At 69.2% G+C, this 20,078-nt stretch carries 31 protein-coding genes; 21 read left to right on the top strand and 10 right to left on the bottom strand.

From position 1 onward, the window contains the following. Window positions 1–12: 12 nt before the first annotated feature. Window positions 13–1,506: a DEAD/DEAH box helicase gene (locus SSP08S_RS35620; RefSeq protein ID WP_019072419.1), complete on the bottom strand. Its 1,494-nt coding sequence runs from the start codon at window positions 1,504–1,506 to the stop codon at window positions 13–15. A gap of 46 nt (window positions 1,507–1,552) precedes the next feature. Here SSP08S_RS35620 and SSP08S_RS62005 point away from each other — a divergent pair, with 46 nt between their 5' ends. Further along, window positions 1,553–1,804 (top strand): hypothetical protein, encoded by a 252-nt coding sequence (locus SSP08S_RS62005; RefSeq protein WP_158697257.1) that lies wholly within the window; start codon window positions 1,553–1,555, stop codon window positions 1,802–1,804. Window positions 1,805–1,858: 54 nt separating this feature from the next. Here SSP08S_RS62005 and SSP08S_RS35615 read toward each other — a convergent pair whose 3' ends face one another. Beyond that, the gene (locus SSP08S_RS35615; RefSeq protein ID WP_019072418.1) at window positions 1,859–2,062 is read right to left on the bottom strand and encodes a cold-shock protein; all 204 of its coding nucleotides are present in this window, start codon (window positions 2,060–2,062) and stop codon (window positions 1,859–1,861) included. Window positions 2,063–2,977: 915 nt separating this feature from the next. Here SSP08S_RS35615 and SSP08S_RS56505 point away from each other — a divergent pair. The 12 genes from SSP08S_RS56505 (at window position 2,978) to SSP08S_RS35555 (ending at window position 8,884) form a co-directional block, all read left to right on the top strand. Further along, entirely contained in the window at window positions 2,978–3,457 is a 480-nt protein-coding gene (locus SSP08S_RS56505; RefSeq protein WP_019072417.1) for a hypothetical protein, read from the top strand. After that, window positions 3,457–3,960 (top strand): hypothetical protein, encoded by a 504-nt coding sequence (locus SSP08S_RS64290; protein ID WP_019072416.1) that lies wholly within the window; start codon window positions 3,457–3,459, stop codon window positions 3,958–3,960. The genes SSP08S_RS56505 and SSP08S_RS64290 overlap by 1 nt, the downstream gene beginning before the upstream one ends. Continuing rightward, complete coding sequence (locus SSP08S_RS35600) at window positions 3,957–4,169, top strand: hypothetical protein (RefSeq protein ID WP_026179112.1); 213 nt, start codon at window positions 3,957–3,959, stop codon at window positions 4,167–4,169. Before SSP08S_RS64290 ends, SSP08S_RS35600 begins: the two co-directional genes overlap by 4 nt. After that, the gene (locus tag SSP08S_RS35595; protein WP_019072414.1) at window positions 4,166–4,714 is read left to right on the top strand and encodes a hypothetical protein; all 549 of its coding nucleotides are present in this window, start codon (window positions 4,166–4,168) and stop codon (window positions 4,712–4,714) included. Before SSP08S_RS35600 ends, SSP08S_RS35595 begins: the two co-directional genes overlap by 4 nt. Continuing rightward, window positions 4,711–5,091, top strand: a complete 381-nt coding sequence (locus SSP08S_RS35590; RefSeq protein ID WP_019072413.1) for a DUF6907 domain-containing protein — start codon at window positions 4,711–4,713, stop codon at window positions 5,089–5,091. Before SSP08S_RS35595 ends, SSP08S_RS35590 begins: the two co-directional genes overlap by 4 nt. After that, complete coding sequence (locus SSP08S_RS35585; RefSeq protein ID WP_019072412.1) at window positions 5,088–5,285, top strand: hypothetical protein; 198 nt, start codon at window positions 5,088–5,090, stop codon at window positions 5,283–5,285. The genes SSP08S_RS35590 and SSP08S_RS35585 overlap by 4 nt, the downstream gene beginning before the upstream one ends. Beyond that, on the top strand, window positions 5,282–5,644 hold the full coding sequence (locus SSP08S_RS35580) for a helix-turn-helix domain-containing protein (protein ID WP_019072411.1): 363 nt from the start codon (window positions 5,282–5,284) through the stop codon (window positions 5,642–5,644). Before SSP08S_RS35585 ends, SSP08S_RS35580 begins: the two co-directional genes overlap by 4 nt. Continuing rightward, window positions 5,641–5,814: a hypothetical protein gene (locus SSP08S_RS62655; protein WP_019072410.1), complete on the top strand. Its 174-nt coding sequence runs from the start codon at window positions 5,641–5,643 to the stop codon at window positions 5,812–5,814. The genes SSP08S_RS35580 and SSP08S_RS62655 overlap by 4 nt, the downstream gene beginning before the upstream one ends. Then, the gene (locus tag SSP08S_RS35570; RefSeq protein WP_026179111.1) at window positions 5,811–6,152 is read left to right on the top strand and encodes a hypothetical protein; all 342 of its coding nucleotides are present in this window, start codon (window positions 5,811–5,813) and stop codon (window positions 6,150–6,152) included. The genes SSP08S_RS62655 and SSP08S_RS35570 overlap by 4 nt, the downstream gene beginning before the upstream one ends. A gap of 94 nt (window positions 6,153–6,246) precedes the next feature. Continuing rightward, complete coding sequence (locus SSP08S_RS35565) at window positions 6,247–6,483, top strand: hypothetical protein (protein ID WP_019072408.1); 237 nt, start codon at window positions 6,247–6,249, stop codon at window positions 6,481–6,483. 3 nt (window positions 6,484–6,486) lie between these two features. Next, a complete protein-coding gene (locus SSP08S_RS62650; RefSeq protein ID WP_019072407.1) occupies window positions 6,487–6,663 on the top strand; it encodes a DUF6257 family protein in 177 nt (58 codons plus the stop codon). Window positions 6,664–6,748: 85 nt separating this feature from the next. After that, complete coding sequence (locus SSP08S_RS35555) at window positions 6,749–8,884, top strand: hypothetical protein (RefSeq protein ID WP_019072406.1); 2,136 nt, start codon at window positions 6,749–6,751, stop codon at window positions 8,882–8,884. Between the two features lie 179 nt (window positions 8,885–9,063). On the opposite strand, the gene SSP08S_RS35550 is transcribed toward SSP08S_RS35555, so the two are convergent. Further along, entirely contained in the window at window positions 9,064–9,312 is a 249-nt protein-coding gene (locus SSP08S_RS35550) for a hypothetical protein (RefSeq protein ID WP_019072405.1), read from the bottom strand. A gap of 196 nt (window positions 9,313–9,508) precedes the next feature. Between SSP08S_RS35550 and SSP08S_RS35545 the strand changes: the two genes are divergently transcribed. From SSP08S_RS35545 to SSP08S_RS35525, 6 genes are all read left to right on the top strand, one after another. Then, window positions 9,509–10,240 (top strand): DUF6879 family protein, encoded by a 732-nt coding sequence (locus SSP08S_RS35545; protein WP_019072404.1) that lies wholly within the window; start codon window positions 9,509–9,511, stop codon window positions 10,238–10,240. Between the two features lie 9 nt (window positions 10,241–10,249). Next, entirely contained in the window at window positions 10,250–11,089 is an 840-nt protein-coding gene (locus tag SSP08S_RS35540; protein ID WP_019072403.1) for a helix-turn-helix domain-containing protein, read from the top strand. 87 nt (window positions 11,090–11,176) lie between these two features. Then, window positions 11,177–11,632 carry a hypothetical protein gene (locus tag SSP08S_RS35535; protein WP_019072402.1) on the top strand — a complete coding sequence of 152 codons (456 nt, stop codon included), beginning with the start codon at window positions 11,177–11,179 and terminating at the stop codon, window positions 11,630–11,632. 8 nt (window positions 11,633–11,640) lie between these two features. Beyond that, a complete protein-coding gene (locus SSP08S_RS59830) occupies window positions 11,641–11,829 on the top strand; it encodes a hypothetical protein (protein ID WP_245608020.1) in 189 nt (62 codons plus the stop codon). Next, window positions 11,826–12,032 carry a hypothetical protein gene (locus SSP08S_RS35530; protein ID WP_019072401.1) on the top strand — a complete coding sequence of 69 codons (207 nt, stop codon included), beginning with the start codon at window positions 11,826–11,828 and terminating at the stop codon, window positions 12,030–12,032. Before SSP08S_RS59830 ends, SSP08S_RS35530 begins: the two co-directional genes overlap by 4 nt. Window positions 12,033–12,141: 109 nt before the next feature. Then, entirely contained in the window at window positions 12,142–12,330 is a 189-nt protein-coding gene (locus tag SSP08S_RS35525; protein WP_019072400.1) for a hypothetical protein, read from the top strand. A 103-nt stretch (window positions 12,331–12,433) separates the two neighbouring features. Here SSP08S_RS35525 and SSP08S_RS35520 read toward each other — a convergent pair whose 3' ends face one another. Genes SSP08S_RS35520 through SSP08S_RS35505 form a run of 4 tightly spaced genes read right to left on the bottom strand, consistent with a single transcriptional unit; the run spans window position 12,434 to window position 17,797 of the window. Continuing rightward, complete coding sequence (locus SSP08S_RS35520; RefSeq protein ID WP_019072399.1) at window positions 12,434–12,697, bottom strand: hypothetical protein; 264 nt, start codon at window positions 12,695–12,697, stop codon at window positions 12,434–12,436. After that, window positions 12,694–13,230: a hypothetical protein gene (locus SSP08S_RS35515; protein WP_019072398.1), complete on the bottom strand. Its 537-nt coding sequence runs from the start codon at window positions 13,228–13,230 to the stop codon at window positions 12,694–12,696. The genes SSP08S_RS35520 and SSP08S_RS35515 overlap by 4 nt, the downstream gene beginning before the upstream one ends. Further along, on the bottom strand, window positions 13,230–17,573 hold the full coding sequence (locus SSP08S_RS35510) for a hypothetical protein (RefSeq protein ID WP_019072397.1): 4,344 nt from the start codon (window positions 17,571–17,573) through the stop codon (window positions 13,230–13,232). Before SSP08S_RS35510 ends, SSP08S_RS35515 begins: the two co-directional genes overlap by 1 nt. Then, a complete protein-coding gene (locus SSP08S_RS35505; RefSeq protein WP_019072396.1) occupies window positions 17,573–17,797 on the bottom strand; it encodes a helix-turn-helix domain-containing protein in 225 nt (74 codons plus the stop codon). The genes SSP08S_RS35510 and SSP08S_RS35505 overlap by 1 nt, the downstream gene beginning before the upstream one ends. Window positions 17,798–18,011: 214 nt before the next feature. On the opposite strand from SSP08S_RS35505, the gene SSP08S_RS58385 reads away from it, so the two are divergent. After that, window positions 18,012–18,416 carry a helix-turn-helix domain-containing protein gene (locus SSP08S_RS58385; protein ID WP_019072395.1) on the top strand — a complete coding sequence of 135 codons (405 nt, stop codon included), beginning with the start codon at window positions 18,012–18,014 and terminating at the stop codon, window positions 18,414–18,416. Further along, entirely contained in the window at window positions 18,395–18,757 is a 363-nt protein-coding gene (locus SSP08S_RS35495) for a hypothetical protein (RefSeq protein WP_026179110.1), read from the top strand. The genes SSP08S_RS58385 and SSP08S_RS35495 overlap by 22 nt, the downstream gene beginning before the upstream one ends. Before the next feature lie 74 nt (window positions 18,758–18,831). Here SSP08S_RS35495 and SSP08S_RS35490 read toward each other — a convergent pair whose 3' ends face one another. The 3 genes from SSP08S_RS35490 to SSP08S_RS58380 form a co-directional block, all read right to left on the bottom strand. After that, window positions 18,832–19,248, bottom strand: a complete 417-nt coding sequence (locus tag SSP08S_RS35490; protein ID WP_019072393.1) for a hypothetical protein — start codon at window positions 19,246–19,248, stop codon at window positions 18,832–18,834. Window positions 19,249–19,309: 61 nt separating this feature from the next. Continuing rightward, a complete protein-coding gene (locus tag SSP08S_RS35485) occupies window positions 19,310–19,681 on the bottom strand; it encodes a hypothetical protein (protein WP_019072392.1) in 372 nt (123 codons plus the stop codon). Then, window positions 19,678–20,064: a DUF445 domain-containing protein gene (locus tag SSP08S_RS58380; RefSeq protein WP_019072391.1), complete on the bottom strand. Its 387-nt coding sequence runs from the start codon at window positions 20,062–20,064 to the stop codon at window positions 19,678–19,680. Before SSP08S_RS58380 ends, SSP08S_RS35485 begins: the two co-directional genes overlap by 4 nt. Window positions 20,065–20,078: the final 14 nt, after the last annotated feature.

Below are 20,078 nucleotides of genomic sequence, written 5' to 3'. Positions count from 1 at the left end.
ATCACGAAGGTCCTAGGCCGCCGTACCGACGACGAACTGGCGTACGGGCCCGCGCCGGGCTCCCGGGGAGGGGCGGCGCCGGCCCCTGGAGGAGGCGCTGCGCTTGGGGCGTTCGGCCACCGGTGCGGTGATGACGACCGGGATGCCGGAGGGAGCCTGGGCACCGGTGATGCGGTTCAGTTCGGCCTCGCCGGAGCGGACCTCGGTGATCTGCGGCCGGATCCCGGCGTCCGACATAAGGCGGGCCATGCCGCGTCGCTGGCCGGGTGTCACGAGGGTGACGACGCTGCCGGACTCGCCGGCACGAGCGGTACGGCCACCGCGGTGGAGGTAGTCCTTGTGGTCGGTCGGCGGGTCGACGTTGACGACCAGGTCGAGGTTGTCGACGTGAATGCCTCGCGCCGCCACATTGGTCGCTACCAGCACGCTGACGTGCCCCGTCTTGAACTGGGCGAGTGTGCGGGTGCGCTGCGGCTGCGACTTGCCGCCGTGCAGCGCGGCGGCCCGGACCCCGCTGTTGAGGAGGTCCTGCGTCAGCCGGTCGACGGCGTGCTTGGTGTCCAGGAACATGATCACCCGGCCCTCACGGGCGGCGATCTCGGTCGTGGCGGCGTACTTGTCGGCGCCGTGGACGTGCAGGACGTGGTGCTCCATCGTCGTGACCGCACCGGCCGACGGATCGACCGAATGCACGACGGGGTCGGTGAGATAGCGGCGCACAAGCAGGTCGACGTTACGGTCCAAGGTGGCGGAGAACAGCATCCGCTGCCCCTCCGGACGCACCTGGTCGAGCAGCGCGGTAACCTGCGGCATGAAGCCCATGTCGGCCATCTGGTCGGCCTCGTCCAGCACCGTGATGCCCACCTGGTTCAGACGGCAGTCGCCACGGTCGATGAGGTCCTTGAGCCGGCCCGGGGTCGCGACGACGACCTCGGCACCGCCTCGCAGCACGCTGACCTGCCTGCCGATCGACATCCCGCCCACCACAGTGGTGAGCCGCAGCCTGACGGAGCGGGCGTACGGAGTGAGCGCGTCGGTCACCTGCTGCGCCAGCTCACGCGTCGGTACGAGGATCAGTCCCAGCGGCTGGCGGGGCTCGGCACGCTGTCCGGCCGTACGGGCGAGCAGGGCGAGGCCGAAGGCGAGGGTCTTGCCGGAACCGGTGCGCCCGCGGCCCAGGACGTCACGGCCCGCCAGAGTGTTCGGCAACGTCGCACCCTGGATCGGGAACGGTGCGCTCACACCCTGCCTGCCCAGTTCGGCCAGCAGTTGCTCGGGCATGTCGAGATCTGCGAAGCCCTCAACGGCGGGCAGCGCGGGGGTGATCGTCTCAGGGAGCGCGAACTCGCCCTGCACCGCGGCGGGCCGACGGCCGTAACCGCCGGAACGGACAGGCCCGCCGGAACGGCGCGGTGCCGACGAGCCGTAGCGGCTACCGCCCTTTCCTGCGTCGGCGCTGCCATTACGGGTGCGGGCGGAGCGGTCGTTCGTACGTGTGCGGTTCATGCGGAACCTTCCTCGATGTGGCACATATCAAGGAATTCCCGCAGCATTGAGCAGCACGGAGAACTACAAGTATGGACCGATGACAAAAGGCAAAAGAAAGCAGATCCGGCCGACGGAAACCCACGCGGGCACAGGTGCTGAAATGAATTACGTAGCAGCGACGCACAATCCGGGCATCGACTGCGGCGCGGCTCTTCAGGTTGCGTCTGCATCTCTGAAGGATGAGCCGCACGTGGTGGCGCTGGGGATTTCTCCGAGCCGTCCCGCAGGTGAAACCGTTGCGGGAAAACGCGTGTAGCTGGGGCCCACACCCCGAGGGATGCGGGCCCCCGCTACAAAGCGCTCGTCAGCGTCAGGCCGGAACGATGTTCTCGGCCGTCGGGCCCTTCTGGCCCTGCGCGATGTCGAAAGTCACCTTCTGGCCTTCCAGCAGCTCGCGGAAACCCTGGGCGGTAATGTTCGAGTAGTGGGCGAACACGTCAGCGCCGCCACCGTCCTGCTCGATGAAGCCGAAGCCCTTTTCCGCGTTGAACCACTTCACGGTACCAGCAGCCATGTCATATCTCCTTCGGGGCAGTACATCGGAATCCGCACTGCGCGGAGACCGTGTCGCCGCAATGATTACCCCGCCCGGAAAACGACCGGAAATACAAAAGCGCTCTCTCCGGCCGAAGCCGAGTGGGAGCACTTGAAGTTTCGGGAACCAAAACTGCAACTGAGATCAACAGTAGCACGCCACCACGGCCCGCGCCGGTTAACTAATTCCACTCCACCCATTGCGACAAAAACTCTCGCTGCATGGTCCGGCAAACTCTCAGCTCACAAACACAATTATTGACTCACTCACAGTGCAACGTTCCGGCAAAGCACAGTCGCCAGCCGCAACCAGTGCGCTGAAGGCCGCGGTGATCCGACATATGACGTCCACGTCCTCCGCTCCGACCACGGATGTGCCGGCTACTGGCGCGGAGCATGCGCGTGGTGGCCTCGCGGGCGATGGGCATGGCCACCCCGGAACCTGCCCCTGCACCCGCAACTGAGACCGGGGACCGCCGCGCGGCGCACTCCGGTGCCCGCCGCCGCATCCACTGAACGAAAAAGACCAGCTCAGACGTGGTCTGAGCTGGTCTTCAGGATGAGCCCCCTGTCGGATTCGAACCGACGACCTACGCATTACAAGGTCATTTGAGGCACTGCGGCAACCTGCCCGAACGTCCTGCACCGCCCCTGACCTGCGCGTTTTCCATCCCCGACGGTCCTCGACTTTCCTCGACTATCCCGTACTGACCTGTACGGGATGTGTACTGGGGCAATCTCAGACCCGATGACGTTATCCCTACTTCAGTGTTCACTTTGAACACTAACCCGTGTATGGTGGACACCAAGCCGCTCGGAAAGAACGGTGGCCCCCAGCGGCGTTGGAGCGCCGACCGAGGGCCTACGGAACCACCTGCTGTAACAGGGAGAACCGATGCTCAACCTTCTCATGTCCCCTCGTACGGGCCGTACGGTCCGCGCCATGATCGGCGCCCTCGTCGAGACCGCCGCCGACACCCTCCGCTCCCTGGCCCCCGCCGACCAGGCGCCGGCCGCGACCGTCGAAGCGCCCGACCCGAGCGACGTCTACGGCATCGACGAGATGCCCGAAACCGACACCATCGAGTCCGCCGCCCGCGAGTACGAGCGCGCCGCCGACCAGGCCCGCCGCGCCGACCGCGGCAAGCGCGCCGCGAAGAAGATCCTCGACAAGCTGCCCGCCGGCATCTACGGCGGATGGAAGGTGTTCCGCACCCCGTCCTCCCGGCAGACCCCGGACCTCGCCGAGATCACCCGCATCTTCAAGGCCAACAACCTCGGCCCCGTCCCCATGAAGGACTGCGCGCCGTCCCTGAAGGTGGAGCGCGTCGAGGTTCTGGCCGGCATCGAGAGCCTGACGGTGGTGGCTGCCTGATGCGTACCAACCACGTCCCCGCCGTCGACGCCACGGCGACCGGTCACCTGCCGTACGCCGTCCAGACCGCCAGCCACCCGGCCGACACCACGACAGGGGCCCGCGAGCACACCGAGCACAGCGACGAGCACACCCGCTACGCCGCCGCCGGCCTCTACGTCGCCACCTGCGCCTACAACGAGGCCATCACCAAGCCCAACCCCTCCGCCACCCTCGACGACATGGCGGACAGCGTGGCCGAGATCATGCCCGCCGTGGCCAAGGTCGTCGGCGCCGACAAGGCCGGTTTGGAGTTCGCCGAGACGCTGCGGGCCTCCATCGCCGACCGGTTGTGGGCGTTCACCGCGATCGAGTTCGCCCGCACCGAGTGCGGGGACGGCTACGGCTACGTCTTCGACTTCCTCGCCGACAGTGTGCGGAACGGCGGCGACCCGCATATCGCCCGTCAGACCGCGCTCGACCTGCCGAAGCGGATCCGTGAGACCGCGGAGGCTGCCCGATGATGACCACCATCAGCGCCGACGCCGCCCGGATCATCGAGCAGCTGGAGGCCAACCACGCCGCAAGCACCACGGCCGGCCTCGGCAGCCCCGAACTGGACGCCTTCCACAACCGGGTTGTCGAACTGATCGCCCAGGCTCCGGACCCGCAGCTCCGTATCCGCGAACTCGCCGACCTCCTCGCCGGTGCACGACCCGAGGCCAGCGCGTGAGCGCGAGCCCGGCCGAGCAGGCGCCCACCCTCACGGTGGGCGCCCTGCCCGGGCCTATTGACCCGTCGGACCTCGCTGTTGCGATCCGCGTCGGGCAGCACATGCTGGCCCGGTACGGCGCCGTCGGTCTCGGCGACATCCACGCCTACGCCGAAGCCCACGGCGGTCTCACCGAAGCCCTCCGCATCCTGCTGCGCGCCCTCGACGCCGAGCCGGACACCTCTTCCCCCAGCTCTGGAGGAAGTGGGCGCTGCCCGGCCGCGCACCCCGAGGACCCCACCCCGTGCACCGGCCCGGTCGCGGTCACCGTCCTCGACGCGGCGAACGCGGGCGCCCACGGCTGCGAGCACCACGCCGCACGGCTCCTTGCCTCGCTGGAGGGCGGGCGCGTGTACGGCCTGCCCGACGCCCCGAGCGGTACAGCGATTCGCGTATTCAAGGCCGCTGGCGCCCTGCGCCCGTTCCCGTGGATCGCGGACGCCCCGCGTGTCCTGCCATCCCAGCTCAGCCGCGACGAGAACCGCCCCGGAGGTGAGCATCGATGAGCACCGAACCGCGCACCATCACCCTGGCCACCTCGGACTTCGGCCCGGTCACCCTCACGTGCCCAGCATGGTGTGCCGGACACAGCCACCACGACCCCGAGACCGCCCGCGCCGACCTCATGCACACCGGACCGGCCGTCGACTTCACCCACCTCGGCACCACCGTGTTCTCCGCCGAGATCGTGCAGTCCCCGCACGCCGCCCCGGGCCCGGCCCACCTCGGCGGCCGGACACCCGGCGTCTCCGTGCACCCGCTCGGCAAGACCCTCGACCCCGTCCAAATCTTCAGCCTCGCCGCCGCCCTCGACCGGTACGCCGACCAGCTCCGAGACCTCGGCGACCAGCTCACCGCGGTCCTCAACGGAGGTGCCGAGTGAAGCGCGGCCACATCAGCCGGCCGACCGAACGTGCCGCCATCCGCGCGGCGTGCCGGTCGGCCCGGCCGCTCCCGTCTGTCCCTGCCCTCATGGCCGCGCTGCTCGACGCGAACGCGCGGCAGGACCGCGAGGGCACCTGCCTCGCCGCGCACCGCATCGTGCGCGTCTCCGACTTCGAATGGGAGGACCAGTGAGCACCCTCTCGCGCGACACCCGCCGCATCGTCGTCGCCCACCTCACCGCCCGCGGCATGATCCCGGCGGAGATCGCTTCTGAGCTGGGCGTTTCCCGCGACACCGTGCGCAGGGACCTGGCGGAAACACCCCCGCAGGCACCTGCTCCCGCGGACCCTGTTGCGGCGCCTCCTGCGCCCGGTCTGCTGCTCCCCGAGAGCACGCAACTGCGCCAGGACTTGAACGTCCTCGCCGCCGCATACAAGGCGCAGCGAGAGGACGTGGCACGGTCCGCCATCCACCAGGCGGCGCAGGCCGTGCGTGCCCGTGTGCACGCCCGCTTCGCCCCCGAGCAGGTCGCGCAGGAGGCCCGGTCGTGAAGTGGCTCATCCTCGGCGCGCTGCTCGGTCTGCTGCTCCTGTACCCGGCTCTCCTCGCGGTCGTCGTCGCCATCGCCGCGGCGATCCTCGGCAAGCCGGTCGTCGTTGCCTTCGCGGCCGGTCTGTTCGTCCGCCCGCGACTGCCCCGTGTGCGGCGGTGGGCGCCGTGACCGAGCCCTCTCCGCTCGACAAGGCGGAGGCCGCGGCGAGAGAGGCGGAGACGAACACCGTCGCCGTGCAGCTGGCGCTCGCCGCCGTCGAGCTGGCGAAGGCCGCCACCACCCAGCAGGCGCCGGCCTGCCAGCACCAGCACAAGGCCAAGCCGACGTTCGACGCGAAGAAGTGGTGGACGATCGGCGGCCTCGCGATCGTCGGCGGCTGCGTCGCCTGCGCCCTGGCCCTCGCGTTCGCCCTCGCGTCGGTCGCCGTCGCCATCGGCGCGACCTGCGCCACCGCCTGCCTGATCGTCCTGCGCTCGATGTGGCGCGACTTCGCCAACGGCCGCTGACCTGCCCTTCCGTCCTCCGCGACGTGTCCCAGATGGGACACGTGCGGGGGTGCGGTGAGGTCGGACAGCCCGGCCCACAACCAGGGAGAACCCCGTGAACAAGTCCACCGCAGAGCAGTACGTCCAGTTGGCGTGGAGCGCCACCGCCAAGGCCGAGGCCCTGGCGCGGGACGCCGAGCGGTACGCCCGCGACCAGGACTTCCTGCACAAGGTCGAGCCGCTCGCCACCGCCGGCCGTCTGTGGGCCGAGGTCGCGCAGTCCTACGCCGCGATCGCGGCCGTCCTGCCCGAGCCGCTGCCCGAACTCCCCACCGCCGGAACGGAGTACTGACCCATGGCCGACGACTTCCGCTTCAAGGACTTCACCACCGGCGAGAAGACCCGCATCGTCCTGCTCGCCGCTCGCATGGGGTGGCGCGGGATGGCCGGACCTGAGGTCGACATCTCCGACCTGAAGCGCAAGGCCGAGCGCATCGAGAAGACCGCCGAGCGGCGCAAGAACGGCAAGTAGCTGCACCCCGGGGACGGCGTCCAACCGCCAAGAAGTGCGCCGTCCCCGGGCCCGGACCACCCAGAGAGCGACCGGAGAAACCAGGATGACCGACACCACCACCGAGCGCGTCAACGGGCACGCCGAACCGAAGGTGTCCCTGCTCAAACTCGCCCCCGAACACTCACCGGCCGCGACCGCCGCGCCCGCGCCCGAGAAGCCGCAGCCCGGCCGCCGCCGGGTCCGCATCGACCACCTGCGCCGCGTTGTCGTCGAGGCCCGCGAGCACGACACCTACCGGATCATCGTCCGACACGGCTCCTACCTGGTCGGCGGCGCGCGCATCCTCACCCGGCGCACCTGGGACGCACGCACAACCGCCCGGCACGAACGGTTCATGCGCGCCGCCGAGGCCGCCGGCCAAGAGGACGTCGCCCGCGACTGGGAGCAGCGCGCCTATATCTTCCGCCAGTCCCGCCACCGACGCCGTATGGAGCTGCTACAGCTGGCCATCAACGCCCCGAAGGCCCTGTTCATGGGCGCCGTCGCCGGGGCCGGTGGTCTGCTGATGATCGGCATCATGCTGGCGTGGGCCAACCACGATGTGCACGACGTCGTCACTCCGCTCGCCGCGGCGGTCTCCTTCGTCGCCTGGGTGGCGTTCCTCGCCGGAGTCATCTGGGATCCGCTGCTGACCGCGCTGCCGTGGCTCGCGCTCGCCGGTATGTGGGCCGTTGGCCGGCACCGGCAGACCGCCCCCACATGGGCGTTGCCCGTCGGCGGCGACGGCCGCGATGTCATCCCCGACGAGGGCGCCATCCTCCGCGCGCTCGGCAATCTCGGCATCGCCCCCCTCAACAAGGCCATCAAGGACGGCTGGCAGCCCCGTTGGGAGCAGCCGACCACCCGGTCCGGGAACGGCTGGCACACCCAGTTGCAGCTGCCCATGGGCGTCACCGTCGAGATGATCGCCGCCAAGAAGTCCGTCCTGGCCCACAACCTCCTCCGGAAGCCCGTCGAGGTGTGGCCGACCGAACCGCCCAAGCAGCCCGGCGTGCTCGACCTGTGGGTAGCCGACCAGGGCTCCCTGTCCGGGGTCGTACCGCCGTGGCCGCTGCTGACCGAGGGCGTCACCGACTACTTCCGCGGGGTGCCCGTGGCCGTGTCGCAGCGCGGCGAGGCCATCATCGGCAAGCTCATGGCCGCGAACTACATGGTCGGCGGGATCATGGGTTCAGGTAAGTCGTCCCTGGTCATCGCCCTGTTGCTCGGCGCGATCCTCGACCCGCTCGTCATCGTCGAGGCGTACGTCATGGCGTACAACACCGACTACGACCCGCTCAGGCCGCGCCTGCGGACGCTCGTCAAGGGCGACGACGACGAGGACATCAAGGCCGCCCTCGACGCCCTGCGGGACCTGCGCGACGAGGTCACCACCCGCGGCAAGCTGCTGGAGGAACTCGGCGACGGCGCCACCAAGGTGACGCGCGAGCTGGCGCTGAAGGACCCGCGGATGCGGCCGAAGGTCGTCGTGTTCGACGAGTGCCACGAACTCTTCATGCACCGCGAGTACGGCAAAGAGGCCGCTGAGCTGGCCATCAAGGTGATGAAGAAGGCGAGGAAGACCGCCATCACCCTCGTGTGGGTCACGGTCTCCCCGACCGCCGATTCGCTGCCGCGCGATGTCACCCGCAACACCTCCCACCGCGTGGCGTTCGCGGTCGGCGACCACGTGGCGAACGATGGCCTGCTCGGCTCGGGGAAGCACAAGGCGGGCGTCACCGCGACCACCCTGATTCCCGGCGAGGATGTCGGTACCGCCGTCACGGTGGGGTTCAGCAGCAAGCCGTTCGAGGTGGTCCGCGCCCACTACGTGGCCCGCGACCCGGACAAGGGCATCGACCAGGTGACCCCGGTCGTCGAGCGCGCCATGGCCCTGTACGACGGGAGCGCCGCCCCTCAGGCGCCCGCGTTCGAGCCGGTCGACCACCTCGCCGACATCCTCGCCGTCCTCGGCCTGGAGGCGAAGCTGCGCACGCAGGACGTCATCCACCGGCTGCGTGACCACAACCCTGCCGAGTACGACGGGTGGTCGTTCCGCGACCTCGCGCGCGTCCTCGACGACTGCGGGCACGGGGAGTACAAGACCGGCGGTGTGATGCACGTCAGCCGGCAGCGCCTCCTCGACGCGCTCGCCGACCGAGCGGCCGACGCTGTGGAGGATGAGGAGGACGACATCTGACGGGAGGGAGGCGGCTGGATCTTGGGGAGTTCTCCCTGCCCGCCTCCCCTGCTGCCTCCCCATCGGTGACCTGCACAAATGGCCGGTTGGGGAGGCAAGGGAGGCAAGTTCCCGCGGCTGCGGGAAACGGGAAACGGGCACTTCAGCTTCCCCCGCCGCGCCTCCCTCCCCGTACTGCGTCACTCCTCATCTACGTCCCGCACTTCGACCATGTACTCCAAGTCGCTTCGGGTGCGGAGCTGCTGTTTCACCGACTCACGGACATCGCCAGAGAGCGAGACCGAAAGTCCTGTGAGGGCGTCGGAAACGTCAGGGCGCGTGACCTCGACAGGACCGAGCGGGGTGGGGTCAAGGCTTCCTAGCGCTTGGCGGGCCTCGTCGAGTTGGTCGGCACGCGCACTCGTTGAGACGTACGTCCGAACAGCCATGCCTGCCTCCTTGCTGGACTGACCTGGCCTCAGGTTCACCCCGGCCCCGGCTTCGCGCCACTCGTCACCCCTCGAACCGCACTCCCCTGAACGGTCATCACGGCCGCGCAGAGAGCTCTGTCCATGCGCCCTGTTGCGGCCATCAGCCCGACAGCTACCGTGCGCTCGCAGATCACCCACCCACGAAGGGAACGCCATGACCCGGCGACTGTGGAAGGTCGGCACCAACTCCGGCAACGACGGATGCCCCACCCTGTACACCGAGCCCGGCACCGACACGTACGTCGTGCAGGGCGACCCCGTCACCGACCCGGCCGAGCTGGGACAGCTCGACCTCGCGCAGGGCGAGGCCGCGGTGACGGTGCCCCGGGAACTGCTCGCGAACTTCGGCCCGAAGGAGCCCGTGCACGTGCCCCAGTTCATCAGCTTCGACGAGTTCGGCGGCATGTTCGCCAAGCTCAAGCACTCCGCGTGGAGGCTGGAGACCCGCGGCCGGTACGCGTCCGACGAGGACACCGACACCTACCGCCAGTTCGCCGACGGACGGACCGTGGCCTGGGACCTGGACGACCCGTGGTGTGTCGGTCGGCGCGAACAGACCGCGCTGGGCAAGCGGTTCGAGCGGGTACGGATCCTCGACGAGCCGCCCACCCCCGGCCAGCTGTACCTCCTCGACAACGCCCGCCGGAACGCCGCGGTCGGCGAGGACATCCGCGTCCTCCCCCGCGGCAAGGCCGACGAACTCGGCCTGCCCCGAGAGGACTTCTGGATCTTCGACTCGCGTGTGGTCGCCCTGCTCCACCACAACGACGCCGACGAGCTGACCGAGATCGAGCTGCTCACCAACCCCGTGGACGTGCTCCGCTACGCGCAGGTACGCGAAGCCGCATGGCACCACGCCGTGCCCTACGACCAGGCCGAGCGGTAACTTCGGCATGTGACCACGGACTTCCAGCAGGCCCGCGAGGCGCTCGGCCGACGGCTCCGTGAGCTGCGCGCCGACAAGACCCAACGGGAACTCGCGGCCCTGCTGGAGTGGCCGCAGGCCAAGGTGTCCAAGCTGGAGACCGGGCGCCAGACAGCCACCCCCGAGGACCTCATAGCGTGGGCCAAGGCCACCGGGCACCCGTCCACCACGGAGGAACTCGTCGCCCGCCTGCAAGGGCTGGAGACGCACACGCGGTCCTGGCGGCGCCAACTGCGCGCAGGCCACCGCCCGGTGCAGGACGTCCTCACCATCGAGTACGAGCGCACCACGGACTTCCGCGTGTGGCAGAGCGCCATGGTCGTCGGCATCCTCCAGACGCCCGACTACGCCCGGCACGTCTTCTCCCGCATGGCCGAGCTACAGCAGGCGCCCCGCGACGTCGAGGACGCCGTACGGGCCCGTGTACGGCGCCAGGAGATGCTGTACCAGCCCGGCCGGACGTTCCACATCGTCATGTGGGAGGCCGCCCTGCATGCCGGTATGGCGCCGCCCGACGTCCTCGCCGCACAGCTGGACCGTCTCGCGAGCGTCATCGGCCTGGACACCGTGCGCCTGGGCATCGTGCCCTTCGGCGCGCAGCTTGGGGTCCCGCCGGCCAACTCCTTCTGGCTGTACGACGAGCGGCTCGTCATCGTTGAGGACTGGCACGCCGAGCTGTGGCTCGACGACACGGACAGCGTCGCCCTGTACCGGCGGGTGTGGGACAGCCTCGACTCTGCGGCGGTCTACGGCACCCATGCCCGGCGCCTGATCGCCCGGGCGCGCGCCCACTTCGCCGACCTCGCCTGAGCATCAGCGCGCATCAGCACAGGCCGTAGCCGAATATTCGCGAATCAGACCGCACGCTGATTCTCGGTCCTCCCTACGGTCCTGGTCATGGCCACAAAGCCCGCCCTGTCGCTCCGACAGCAAGGCCAGGACTGGTTGCTGTCCTGCACCGCTGAACCCACCGACGCGCGCCGCCGATGGGACCGCGAGGAACTCGCTCCCTTCCCCACCGGCATCCACTGGCGGGCCGCCGAAGCGCCCCTCCTGCCGTCCGTCCACGCCATGCAGCGGATCGGCTCCAAGCGCCTGGGCCCGGTCCTCGCCGACGTAGACGCCGAACGGGCCTGGTGGCTTCTCCCGCCCGACGTGGGCGACCAGCTGGACGACGTACGGCAGCTCACCGTCCGGCCGCCCGGCTGGGTCCTCAAGTGCCCACCCGTTCTGTACGCGGTGGACGGACGCATGTGGCTGGAACGGCCGGACGGTACCGGCCGGTTGACCGATCCCGTACTGCTGGGTGCCGCGTTCGGCCCTGGTGGACGACTCTCGGAGGCTGCTCGATGAGAACGGACATGGATCCGCCCCCCGTACTCGGGCTGCCGCTCGCTGAACCGATGCCGCCGGCTGACTGCGGGGTGTGCGCAGCGCTGGCCCGGCAGCGGACCGAGGCCACCCGGGACGGGGACCTCTCGCGGGCGACGGACTGCAACGTCGAGATCCGCAACCACCACCGCCCGGCCAGTACAGGGAGCGCGTCATGACCATGCGCTTCTGCAGGTACTGCGACGGCCCGCTGACCGACCCGGACGACACGGTCCTCCTGTGGCACGAGGAGGGCATGAGCGGGCCGGGGCGGGACGTCTACGCGCACCGCGCGCATGCCGACCTTGTCGAGCCGGATCCCGTTCTGCTCCGCATCTTCGCCCGCGTCTTGATCGCGAAGGCCGCACGGTCAGGAGGCTGACCGCCCCATGGACCCTGCTGCCGGCGGAGACTGTCGGCAGCAGGAAGGGCGGCCGCCCTACACGTCCCCCAGGCTGGGCGGCCGCCGTACAACCCCTACAGGAACCGCCTTGAACGAACCGCTCACACCGGCACAGCAGACCGTCGTCGACTTCGCGCGCCGCGACCTGGCGACCGCGCGCGCTTCGGACCTCGGGTCGATAGAAGCCGCGAGCCTCATCCTTCTCGTCGAGCGCATACGGCACCGGCTCGGCTCGGTGCTGGAAGTCATCGACGAGGTGGCGCCCACGAGCGGATAGCGGCGGTTACACGAACTCCCGCCTGCCCAGTACCCCATGCGCCATGGGGCAGACGGGAACCAAGAGGGCCCCGGCCGGTACGCGCGTCTCCCGGTCGGGGCCCTCAGCCGTCTTGTACGGCGGACCAGTCGATCAGCTCGGGATGGTCGCGCAGCCTCAGGGCAAACAGCCCGGCGCCGATACGGCGAGGGACGGCAGGCTCCGCCCACTGGTGGCCGTCGTCGCACCGCATGAATGCCGGCGTCTCGCTCGCGTCCTCGCTGTCGATGATCAGGGTCAGCTCGTCGAACTGGCCGCACACGGGACACGCGGCCTGCCGATCACCCCGATACAGCGGCGGCACCCGCAGCTCCGCAATCACGTTCACGACTCGCCCCTCAACTGCGGAGGCCAGCCCGGAACAGGCACGTGCTCGCTCACACAGTTGAGGACCCGCCAGCCCGCCTCGACGTCGTACCGCATCAGCAGCGGAACGAACGGGGAACCCTCCGCCACCACGTTCCCCGACTCCGGGCGGGGCAGCATGTACAGCAGCTCCAGGTCGACGCCGACCAGCTTGTGTTCAGCGGTCGCGCCCCACTCGTGGACGTCCTGCTTCCACCCGTGCAGCGCCTCCAGCTGGAGCCGCTCGAACTCCGGCCACAGCGGATGCTCGGGACACTCGGCGGTGAAGGCCTCGACGACCTCGTCAGGATCGAAGCCGCACGCCCGCGTGAGGTCCCGTTGGTCCTGTAGCCAGCCCTGCGCCCAGCAGCGGCGAAAGAGCGGGTCGACGAGAGGCCACGCATCCGTGAGGCTGTGGTCGCCCCACACGGCCTGTGTGAAGACGTATCCGGCCTGGCATACGGGCCAGTGCAGGAAGTCGTCGAGGGCCTGCGGGGTGATGCCGTCGAGACTCATCAGATGCGGCTCCTGTCGCTCTTACGGATCTCTTCCTTCATCGCCGCCGCCAACTGCCGCGCGGCCAGCTTCTGCCCGGCGGGAGTGGAGAAGTCGAACGTGCCGGACACGGTGATGTTCTCGATGGTGATGCTGCCGCCGTTGCGGAGCATGCTCTGGAACGCTTCCCGCTCGGCCGCGGTGAGGACGGCTTCCGGCTTCCCGGTCCGGTTGACGGCGAGCGTCGCGCCGGGCTGGAGGAGGCCACCTGAGTCGTACTTTGCGGCGGGTGCGAAGCCCCAGTGGGACGTGAACAAGGGATCGTTGTAGCCGCGGGCACTCTTGCCCATGTGGACGCCGGCGCCGCCGGAGGACTCGACGTTCATTCCGGCGAGCGTTCCCGCGGTGTGGCCGACGCCCGCGTTCGTGATGCCGATCATGAACGGGGAGTTCAGGTTCCGCACCCAGCCCGCCGGCCCGTTGTTCCCTACGAAGCTGCCGGTCGCCCACCGGCGGTGCGGCTTCTCCCCGCGGATCACCGACTCGATCGCGGACATCAGACCCGAGCAGTCCCAGCTGGGGTTCCCGTTGCCGGCCCACTGGTAGGGCAGCCCGTTCTGCGTTTTTACCCACGACAGGGCCTTCTGTACGGCCGGGCCGCCGACGGCCTTCTTGTCCTCGTTGCCGAACCAGCCGAGCATCCCGTCGACGGCCTTGTTCGCGGTGTCCTTCATCAGCCCGCCGATGCCTGCGTTGCCGCCGGGGATGCGGCTGATGAGCGGCCGCACCAGCGAGGACAGCGCCTTCTGCGCGGCGGACTTGAGGCCGCCGATGACCAGGTCCTTCGCCCACGAGGTCGCCGAGGAGATGGCGCCGCCGATCGCGGAGGTGACGGAGCCGACGATGCCCCCGTTCCCGAAGTGCTGGGTCGGTCCTTGGTAGCGCTGCTTCTCCTGCTGAGGCGACGGGTTGCCGCCCGTCTTCACGGGGTGGTCAGCGCCGAGCATGGCGTCGATCGCACGGTGACCGCCGAGACGGGCGACCTGCGGGTTGGACAGGACGCGCTCGCCCGGTTCCAACATCGCAGGAACCTTGTCGCCCTTCCCGGAGCCGGGAACCTCACCGCCCTGGTTGAAGCCGAGTGGCGCCTTGGGCAGCGTGATCTTGCTGCTGATCTTCCCCGCGATGGAGTTCCACATCGTGCGGATGCCGTTGTTGTAGACGGTCCCAATCACGAAGCGGATCGGTGCGGCAATCTTGGATTTGACGCCGTCCCAGATCGTGCCCAACGCGTTCTTCAGGTTGGTGAACGCGTTCCGCATCCCGGTGCCGAACCCGGAGATCTTCGAATTGATCGTGGTGAAGATCCCGGAGACGGTGTTCTTCGCGCCGTTCCACAGCGCCGACCACGTATTCGAGATGCCGGTCTTCAGGCTGGTGAAGCTGTTCTTCACCCACGTCCACGCGCCGTTGAGCGCGTTCTTCAGCCCGTTGTAGAACGTCGTCCAGGCACCCGACAGGGCCGTCCACAACTCGCGCCAGATCTGGACGACACCGTTCTTCAGGGTCGTGAACAGCGCCTTCGTCTTCGTCCACAGGCCACTGAACCAACCGGTGATCGCGTTGACCAGATCCGGGATGATCGAGTGGCCGACGAGGATGTCGTACAAGTCCTTGAAGGGCTGGATGACCAGCTTGTTGATCCAGTCCCACGTCGTCGCGAAGACGGCTTTGATTCCGTCCCAGACGCCCGTGACCACGGCACGGAATGTCTCCGAGTGCGACCACGCGTACGCGAACGCAGCCGCCAGACCAGCCACCGCAAGGACGACCAGGCCGATCGGGTTGGCGTCCATGACCGCGGTCAAGATGGCCTGCACCGTGGTGACTGCGATCGTGGCCAGTTCCCACAGCTTCATCGCCGTGACGATGGCGAGGATCCCGGCCGCGATCGATCCGACCAGCGTCTGATGGTCGCCGAGGAACTCGAAGAACGACTTGAGCGGGCCCGCCACTGTCCCCGCGAGGTCCGCGATCATCGAGACGAACGGGGCCGCGATCGGCACCAGGTTCTCCAGGGCTACGCCCACCACGTCGATGAGGACCGACGCGATCTTGTGCAGGGACCCGAAGATCGAGCCCAGCGCCTTCTGCATCTCCGGCAGGCCCGTGACCCGGCGCAGCTCCGCGAAGGCGTCGCTGAGGGTGGTGAGCGCGTTGGCGCCGCCAAGCTGCGCGGCGTCCATGATGTTGCCGAGGGTTCCGAAGATGTCCCCGACCAGGTGGCCGAACTGCTTCGCCAGGTCGATGGCGTGGTTGATGGCCCGTTCCAGCGCGCCCGACTTGAAGGCGTCGCTGATCTTCTTCGAGATCCTGTCGGCCGCGCCGGCCGCACCGTCCGACAGCCGCTTGAACGCGGGCGAGGCAGCGACGGAGATCTGCGTAAGCCCGGTGACGAACTGGCCCGGGATCCTCGTGAGCGGGCGCATGCCGTCGTTGAGGCCGTCGAACAGCTTGCGGAGCATCCCGGTCTTGCCGAGCTCCGTCACCGCGCCGGCCGCGTTCTTCGCGATCGTGTTGAGGATCCCGGCCGTACCCACCAGGCCGTCGTGGACGGACGGCAGGGTCGCCCGCGCCATCGTCGTGAACGTGTCCCCGAGCCCCTTGAAGAGCCGTTCCTGAATGTCCAGCTTCAGGGCCCGCCAGGCGCCTCCCTGCGCGACGACGGCCTTGACGAACTCCCGCGCGGAGGGTGCGAGTTTCGCCATGGCGTCGGCAACCTTTGCCGTTGCCGCGGCCCCGGCGGTCTGCGCGTCGGCCACGTTGCGGGCCGCGTCGGCCACCGACTGCTGGGCATCGGCAATCTGCCTCGCTCCATCAACGGCGGCCTTCGTCGCGGCAGCCCGCGCGTCGGCTACGTCCCGCTCGGCCTTCGCGACCTTCTGCGCGCCATCCACTGCCGCGCGGGACTGCTCGATCTCCGCATCCTTCAACGCCTGCGTCTTGTCCGTGACGGTCTGGTTGGCGTCCGCGATGCCCTGCTTGGCCTTCGTAACCGTCGCACTGCCTTCGACCCCGGCCTTGTTCGCGGCGTCCGCCTGGTCCTGCAACCGCTGCGTCTCGGTCTGCTGCTCGTTGAGGGCCTGGACTGCCTTGTCGTAGGCGAGCTGGTCCTTCGCCAACTGCTCGGCGGACACCTTCGACCCGGCGGCCTTGTCCGCGGCAAGCTGCTTCTCGGCGTCCTGGAGATCGATCACCTTCTGCCGCTGGTCCAACTGGGCGTCGGCGAGCCTGTTGTTGAGGTCTTCGAGTTCCTGCGCGGCGTCCTTGCGGGCCTGCGTGAGGTCCTGCTGAGCCTGCCGCGCGGCCCGCTGCGCGTCTGCGAGATCCCGCTCCGCGCCCGCCACCGACTCGGCCGCCCGCCGGTTCGCGTCGGCTACGTCGGAGACGGTCGACTTGAGGGACCGCTGTGCGTCCTCCACCTGCCGGGCGGCCTGCACGCGCGCCTCAGCTGCCCGTACCTCGGCGTCCTTCACGCCTTGCTGGGCCTTCGCGAGGGAGCGCTGCGCATCCTCGACACGGCGGGTCGCAGCGGCAGCCGCGTTGCCCGACGTGACTGCCGGCGTGAACGCCTGCTTGAAAGCGGCACCGATGCCTGACGTGCCCAGCTTGATCGCGGCGAACGCACTACCCAGGGACAGGACGGCGGGTGCGGCCAGTGCCGCGGCCGGGCCGATCTGGATGAGGGAGGCGCCCAGCGACACGATCGTGGGCAGCGCGGAGAGGGCGGCGGCGGTGAGGGCGGCGAAGCGGGAGGACAGCATGCCGACGCCACCGGCGGAGCCGCCGAGGCCGGCCAGGATGCCGAGCGCCGAGCGGTCGACGTCGACTCTGACGCTGACGGTGCGGGAGCGTGTGAGGAGCGCGAGGTCGTCGGCCGCCGAGCGGGTGTCGGCATCCGCGGTGATACGCGCTGTGCGAGCCCGGGTGAGCAAAGCCAGGTCGTCCGCCGCGGCGCGGGTGTCGAGGTCCGCGGTGATACGGACGATGCGGTCACGGGTGAGGGTGGCGAGCTGAGCCTCGGCTGCGAGGCGGGCGGACTCGCCCAGCTCCGCGAGGATGTTGAGGCGGCGGTCGCGGAGGTTGAGGGCGCTGAACGCGGTGCCGTCGAGGTTGACCTTGACGCGCATCGAGCGGTCGCGGAGGAACCTGTCGAGTCCGGTCTTCGCGTCTTTGTCGTCGAGGTTGAGGCGGACACCGACCTCGTTGCGCTTCGACTTCAGGCGATCCATCGCGCGGTCGTAGCCGGACTCGTCGGCCGTTACTTCTACGTACCCCTCGGCGATGCGGAACTGGCCGGCCATCAGGCGACCGCCAACTCTGCGGTGTGCGTGAGGAGTTGGTCGAGGTGGACGTCGAGTGCATCGGCGAGGGCGGCGGCGATGTCGATGGGCGGGGTGGCCCGGCCGGTTTCGTACGACCAGACGGCGTCCTCCGTACGACCGACTACGGCTGCGAGTTGAGCGGCGGTGATTCCGGCGAGCCTGCGCTGATCGCGCAAGGCGGCGCCGTCGAAGACGCGGGCCACGAGGGTGCTCCAGGGTGAGCAGCTGATGGGGGTGGCCCGTCCTGGGCTGACTGGTGAGCGGTCCCGCTCGTCGTGCCCGGGTGTCCATCACGGACTACTGGTGGCCCCATCACGGGCGCCACGGCCTGACTTGATTCTACTTCAACTAGCCTTTGAATCACAGGTCAGATGCATACCTTGCCTACGATTCATTGCCTGCCGGATGCTGTGGCGTATGGCATCCACCACTTCACCGCGCTGGTCGGCGCTCCCGCTCGGCTTCGGCGTCCTGCTGCGCAACGCACGCATCGACCGGTACTTCTCCCGAGACGCCCTCGCCGCGGCTATCGGCACGTCCGCCCACACCGTGCAGGCCATCGAGGAGGAACGCCGACCGCCCGCCATCGACGTCGCCGAACGCGTCTGTGACGTCCTCGCGTTGGGCCCGTGGGAGTCGGCGGTCTTGATGGCCGTGGCGGTCGATACGGGCGCGCTCAGGACTCGGCGCGGCGTACGTCACGTCAACCGGCGCGGCACGCCGGTACCGGACGCCGTACGCGAGCGGATCGCCTGCGAGCGGGCGGCGACAGCATCACCCGAACGTCCTACGCTCACCGCATGGAGCAGAGCGAGGTCATAAAGCGGGTCGTCGGCATGCTGACTCAGGCTGGCGAATGGGCACAGCAGCTCGAGGAAGGCCGCAGGGCCGAAGACGTCGACACCACCGACGGCCCCGTCACGGCGATGCTCAACGAAGTCCTGGCATACGGGTTCTCCCTGCCCACCTCTGCATCACATCAGGAGATCGCCGAAGCCATGAACGAGAGGTGGACCAGGGCCGTTCGCCAGCTCGTCGGGGCCTTCACCGTCGCCTTCACAGAACTCGCCCACACTCACGACACCGGAGACTTCGACACCACCTCAGCTGACGTACTGCGCCGACTGGCTCTCAGAGCGGACGAATTCGGCGACCCCGACTAAGCCGCCCGCCAGCATGATTGTGCCCGACCGCCACGTGGGCGGCCGGGCACAATTCAGCGGCCGGTGAAATCCGGTCAGAAGATCACGGGGCGAACGGCCTGCGTCGCTCCTCGGCGCGCGGCCAAGGCAGCGTGGCGCCCAGCCTCCTGCCGCTCCCGCTCCCTCCTCGCATACCGCTCGGCCGTGCTCACCGGCTGCTCGCCTTCCTCCTCGTACTCCTCGACCTCGTCGGTGTCGTCGTACTCTTCCTCGTCGTCCGGCTCGGGATCGGCGCCGATGACGCCGCGCGCACGCAGCTCGTTCATCCGCGCTCGCGTCCGCAGTTCCTCATCCGCACGGTGTCCGGCGAGGGCGCGCTCCGCGTACCGCTCGGCCGTCGACTGCCCGGTCCGCGTGGCCCTCGGCGCCTCTGCTCGCTGCTGCTCGGCCGCGCGGATCCGCTCGGCATGCAAGGCCGCGGACGCGATCACGGGCCTGTTGACGTTGGACATGCTCTCTCCCTGCTGTGGGTGCCGGGGGTCCGGTTTGGTCCGGACCCCCTTGGGGTGTGCGTCAGGCGGCGGTCGGGCTCCCGTCGCTGTCCTCGCTGGTGAGTTCGGCGAGGATGCGTTCGTTCTTCACCTCCACCTCGCGGATCAGTTCGGCGACTTCGCGGTTCCGCTGCTCGATCTCGGCAGCCGGCACCAACTCATGAACGTGGATCTCCCACCGCTCACGACGAGTTGGTTCGGTCTCCCGCCCGCAGGCACGGTGAGCCTCGGTGATGAACTCGGCGAGGTCGTCTTCAACGTCGTGGACGTACGGCTGCGGCCAGTCGCGGCCCATGCGGCAGGCCTGCCCGTGATGCCGGCACTCCGGGTTGTCGAGGGCCTTGGGGGCGGCCTGTTCCAGGCGCAGGAGGCGTGTCGTCAGTCTGCGGCTCATGCCGCCGTCCTTTCGGTGTCGAAGGCCGCTTCGAGGGCAGCTACGCGCTCCTCCAGGGCCACGTGCTCGGCGATGTTGGGCAGGGCTCCGAGGAGGGCGACAGCAGCGCGGAGGCGGATGGCGGGGCTGTCGTCGCTGAGGCTGTCGTGGAGGACAGTGACCGCGTCCCGTGCGGCAGAGGAGAGGGCGCGGACGGCTTCATCGAGGAGCGCCCGCCGGGCGGCCTCGACCTCGGCACGGAACTCGGGGGCCTCTGCCCAGCGGCGGATCGTGCGCCCGGACACGCCGACCTGTTCGCCGACTTTGTCACTGTTCGTTCCACGGGCGAGCAGGACCACGGCCTGAGCCTTGGCGTCGAGTTCCGTCAGGCCATTACTGGTCACTGGCGGTCACCTCC

The sequence above is a fragment of the Streptomyces hokutonensis genome, from assembly GCF_000376565.1.
GTDB classification, from domain to species: domain Bacteria; phylum Actinomycetota; class Actinomycetes; order Streptomycetales; family Streptomycetaceae; genus Streptomyces; species Streptomyces hokutonensis.
The sequence above is the reverse complement of the archived record's forward strand: the minus strand, read 5'-3'. Positions and strand labels throughout refer to the sequence as shown.

Coding starts and splice junctions, on each gene's coding strand:
- SSP08S_RS35620 (WP_019072419.1), bottom strand. CDS start 1,506: ATGAACCGCACACGTACGAACGACCGCTCCGCCCGCACCCGTAATGGC.
- SSP08S_RS35615 (WP_019072418.1), bottom strand. CDS start 2,062: ATGGCTGCTGGTACCGTGAAGTGGTTCAACGCGGAAAAGGGCTTCGGC.
- SSP08S_RS56505 (WP_019072417.1), top strand. CDS start 2,978: ATGCTCAACCTTCTCATGTCCCCTCGTACGGGCCGTACGGTCCGCGCC.
- SSP08S_RS64290 (WP_019072416.1), top strand. CDS start 3,457: ATGCGTACCAACCACGTCCCCGCCGTCGACGCCACGGCGACCGGTCAC.
- SSP08S_RS35600 (WP_026179112.1), top strand. CDS start 3,957: ATGATGACCACCATCAGCGCCGACGCCGCCCGGATCATCGAGCAGCTG.
- SSP08S_RS35590 (WP_019072413.1), top strand. CDS start 4,711: ATGAGCACCGAACCGCGCACCATCACCCTGGCCACCTCGGACTTCGGC.
- SSP08S_RS62650 (WP_019072407.1), top strand. CDS start 6,487: ATGGCCGACGACTTCCGCTTCAAGGACTTCACCACCGGCGAGAAGACC.
- SSP08S_RS35555 (WP_019072406.1), top strand. CDS start 6,749: ATGACCGACACCACCACCGAGCGCGTCAACGGGCACGCCGAACCGAAG.
- SSP08S_RS35550 (WP_019072405.1), bottom strand. CDS start 9,312: ATGGCTGTTCGGACGTACGTCTCAACGAGTGCGCGTGCCGACCAACTC.
- SSP08S_RS35545 (WP_019072404.1), top strand. CDS start 9,509: ATGACCCGGCGACTGTGGAAGGTCGGCACCAACTCCGGCAACGACGGA.
- SSP08S_RS35535 (WP_019072402.1), top strand. CDS start 11,177: ATGGCCACAAAGCCCGCCCTGTCGCTCCGACAGCAAGGCCAGGACTGG.
- SSP08S_RS59830 (WP_245608020.1), top strand. CDS start 11,641: ATGGATCCGCCCCCCGTACTCGGGCTGCCGCTCGCTGAACCGATGCCG.
- SSP08S_RS35530 (WP_019072401.1), top strand. CDS start 11,826: ATGACCATGCGCTTCTGCAGGTACTGCGACGGCCCGCTGACCGACCCG.
- SSP08S_RS35515 (WP_019072398.1), bottom strand. CDS start 13,230: ATGAGTCTCGACGGCATCACCCCGCAGGCCCTCGACGACTTCCTGCAC.
- SSP08S_RS35510 (WP_019072397.1), bottom strand. CDS start 17,573: ATGGCCGGCCAGTTCCGCATCGCCGAGGGGTACGTAGAAGTAACGGCC.
- SSP08S_RS58385 (WP_019072395.1), top strand. CDS start 18,012: ATGGCATCCACCACTTCACCGCGCTGGTCGGCGCTCCCGCTCGGCTTC.
- SSP08S_RS35495 (WP_026179110.1), top strand. CDS start 18,395: ATGGAGCAGAGCGAGGTCATAAAGCGGGTCGTCGGCATGCTGACTCAG.
- SSP08S_RS35490 (WP_019072393.1), bottom strand. CDS start 19,248: ATGTCCAACGTCAACAGGCCCGTGATCGCGTCCGCGGCCTTGCATGCC.
- SSP08S_RS35485 (WP_019072392.1), bottom strand. CDS start 19,681: ATGAGCCGCAGACTGACGACACGCCTCCTGCGCCTGGAACAGGCCGCC.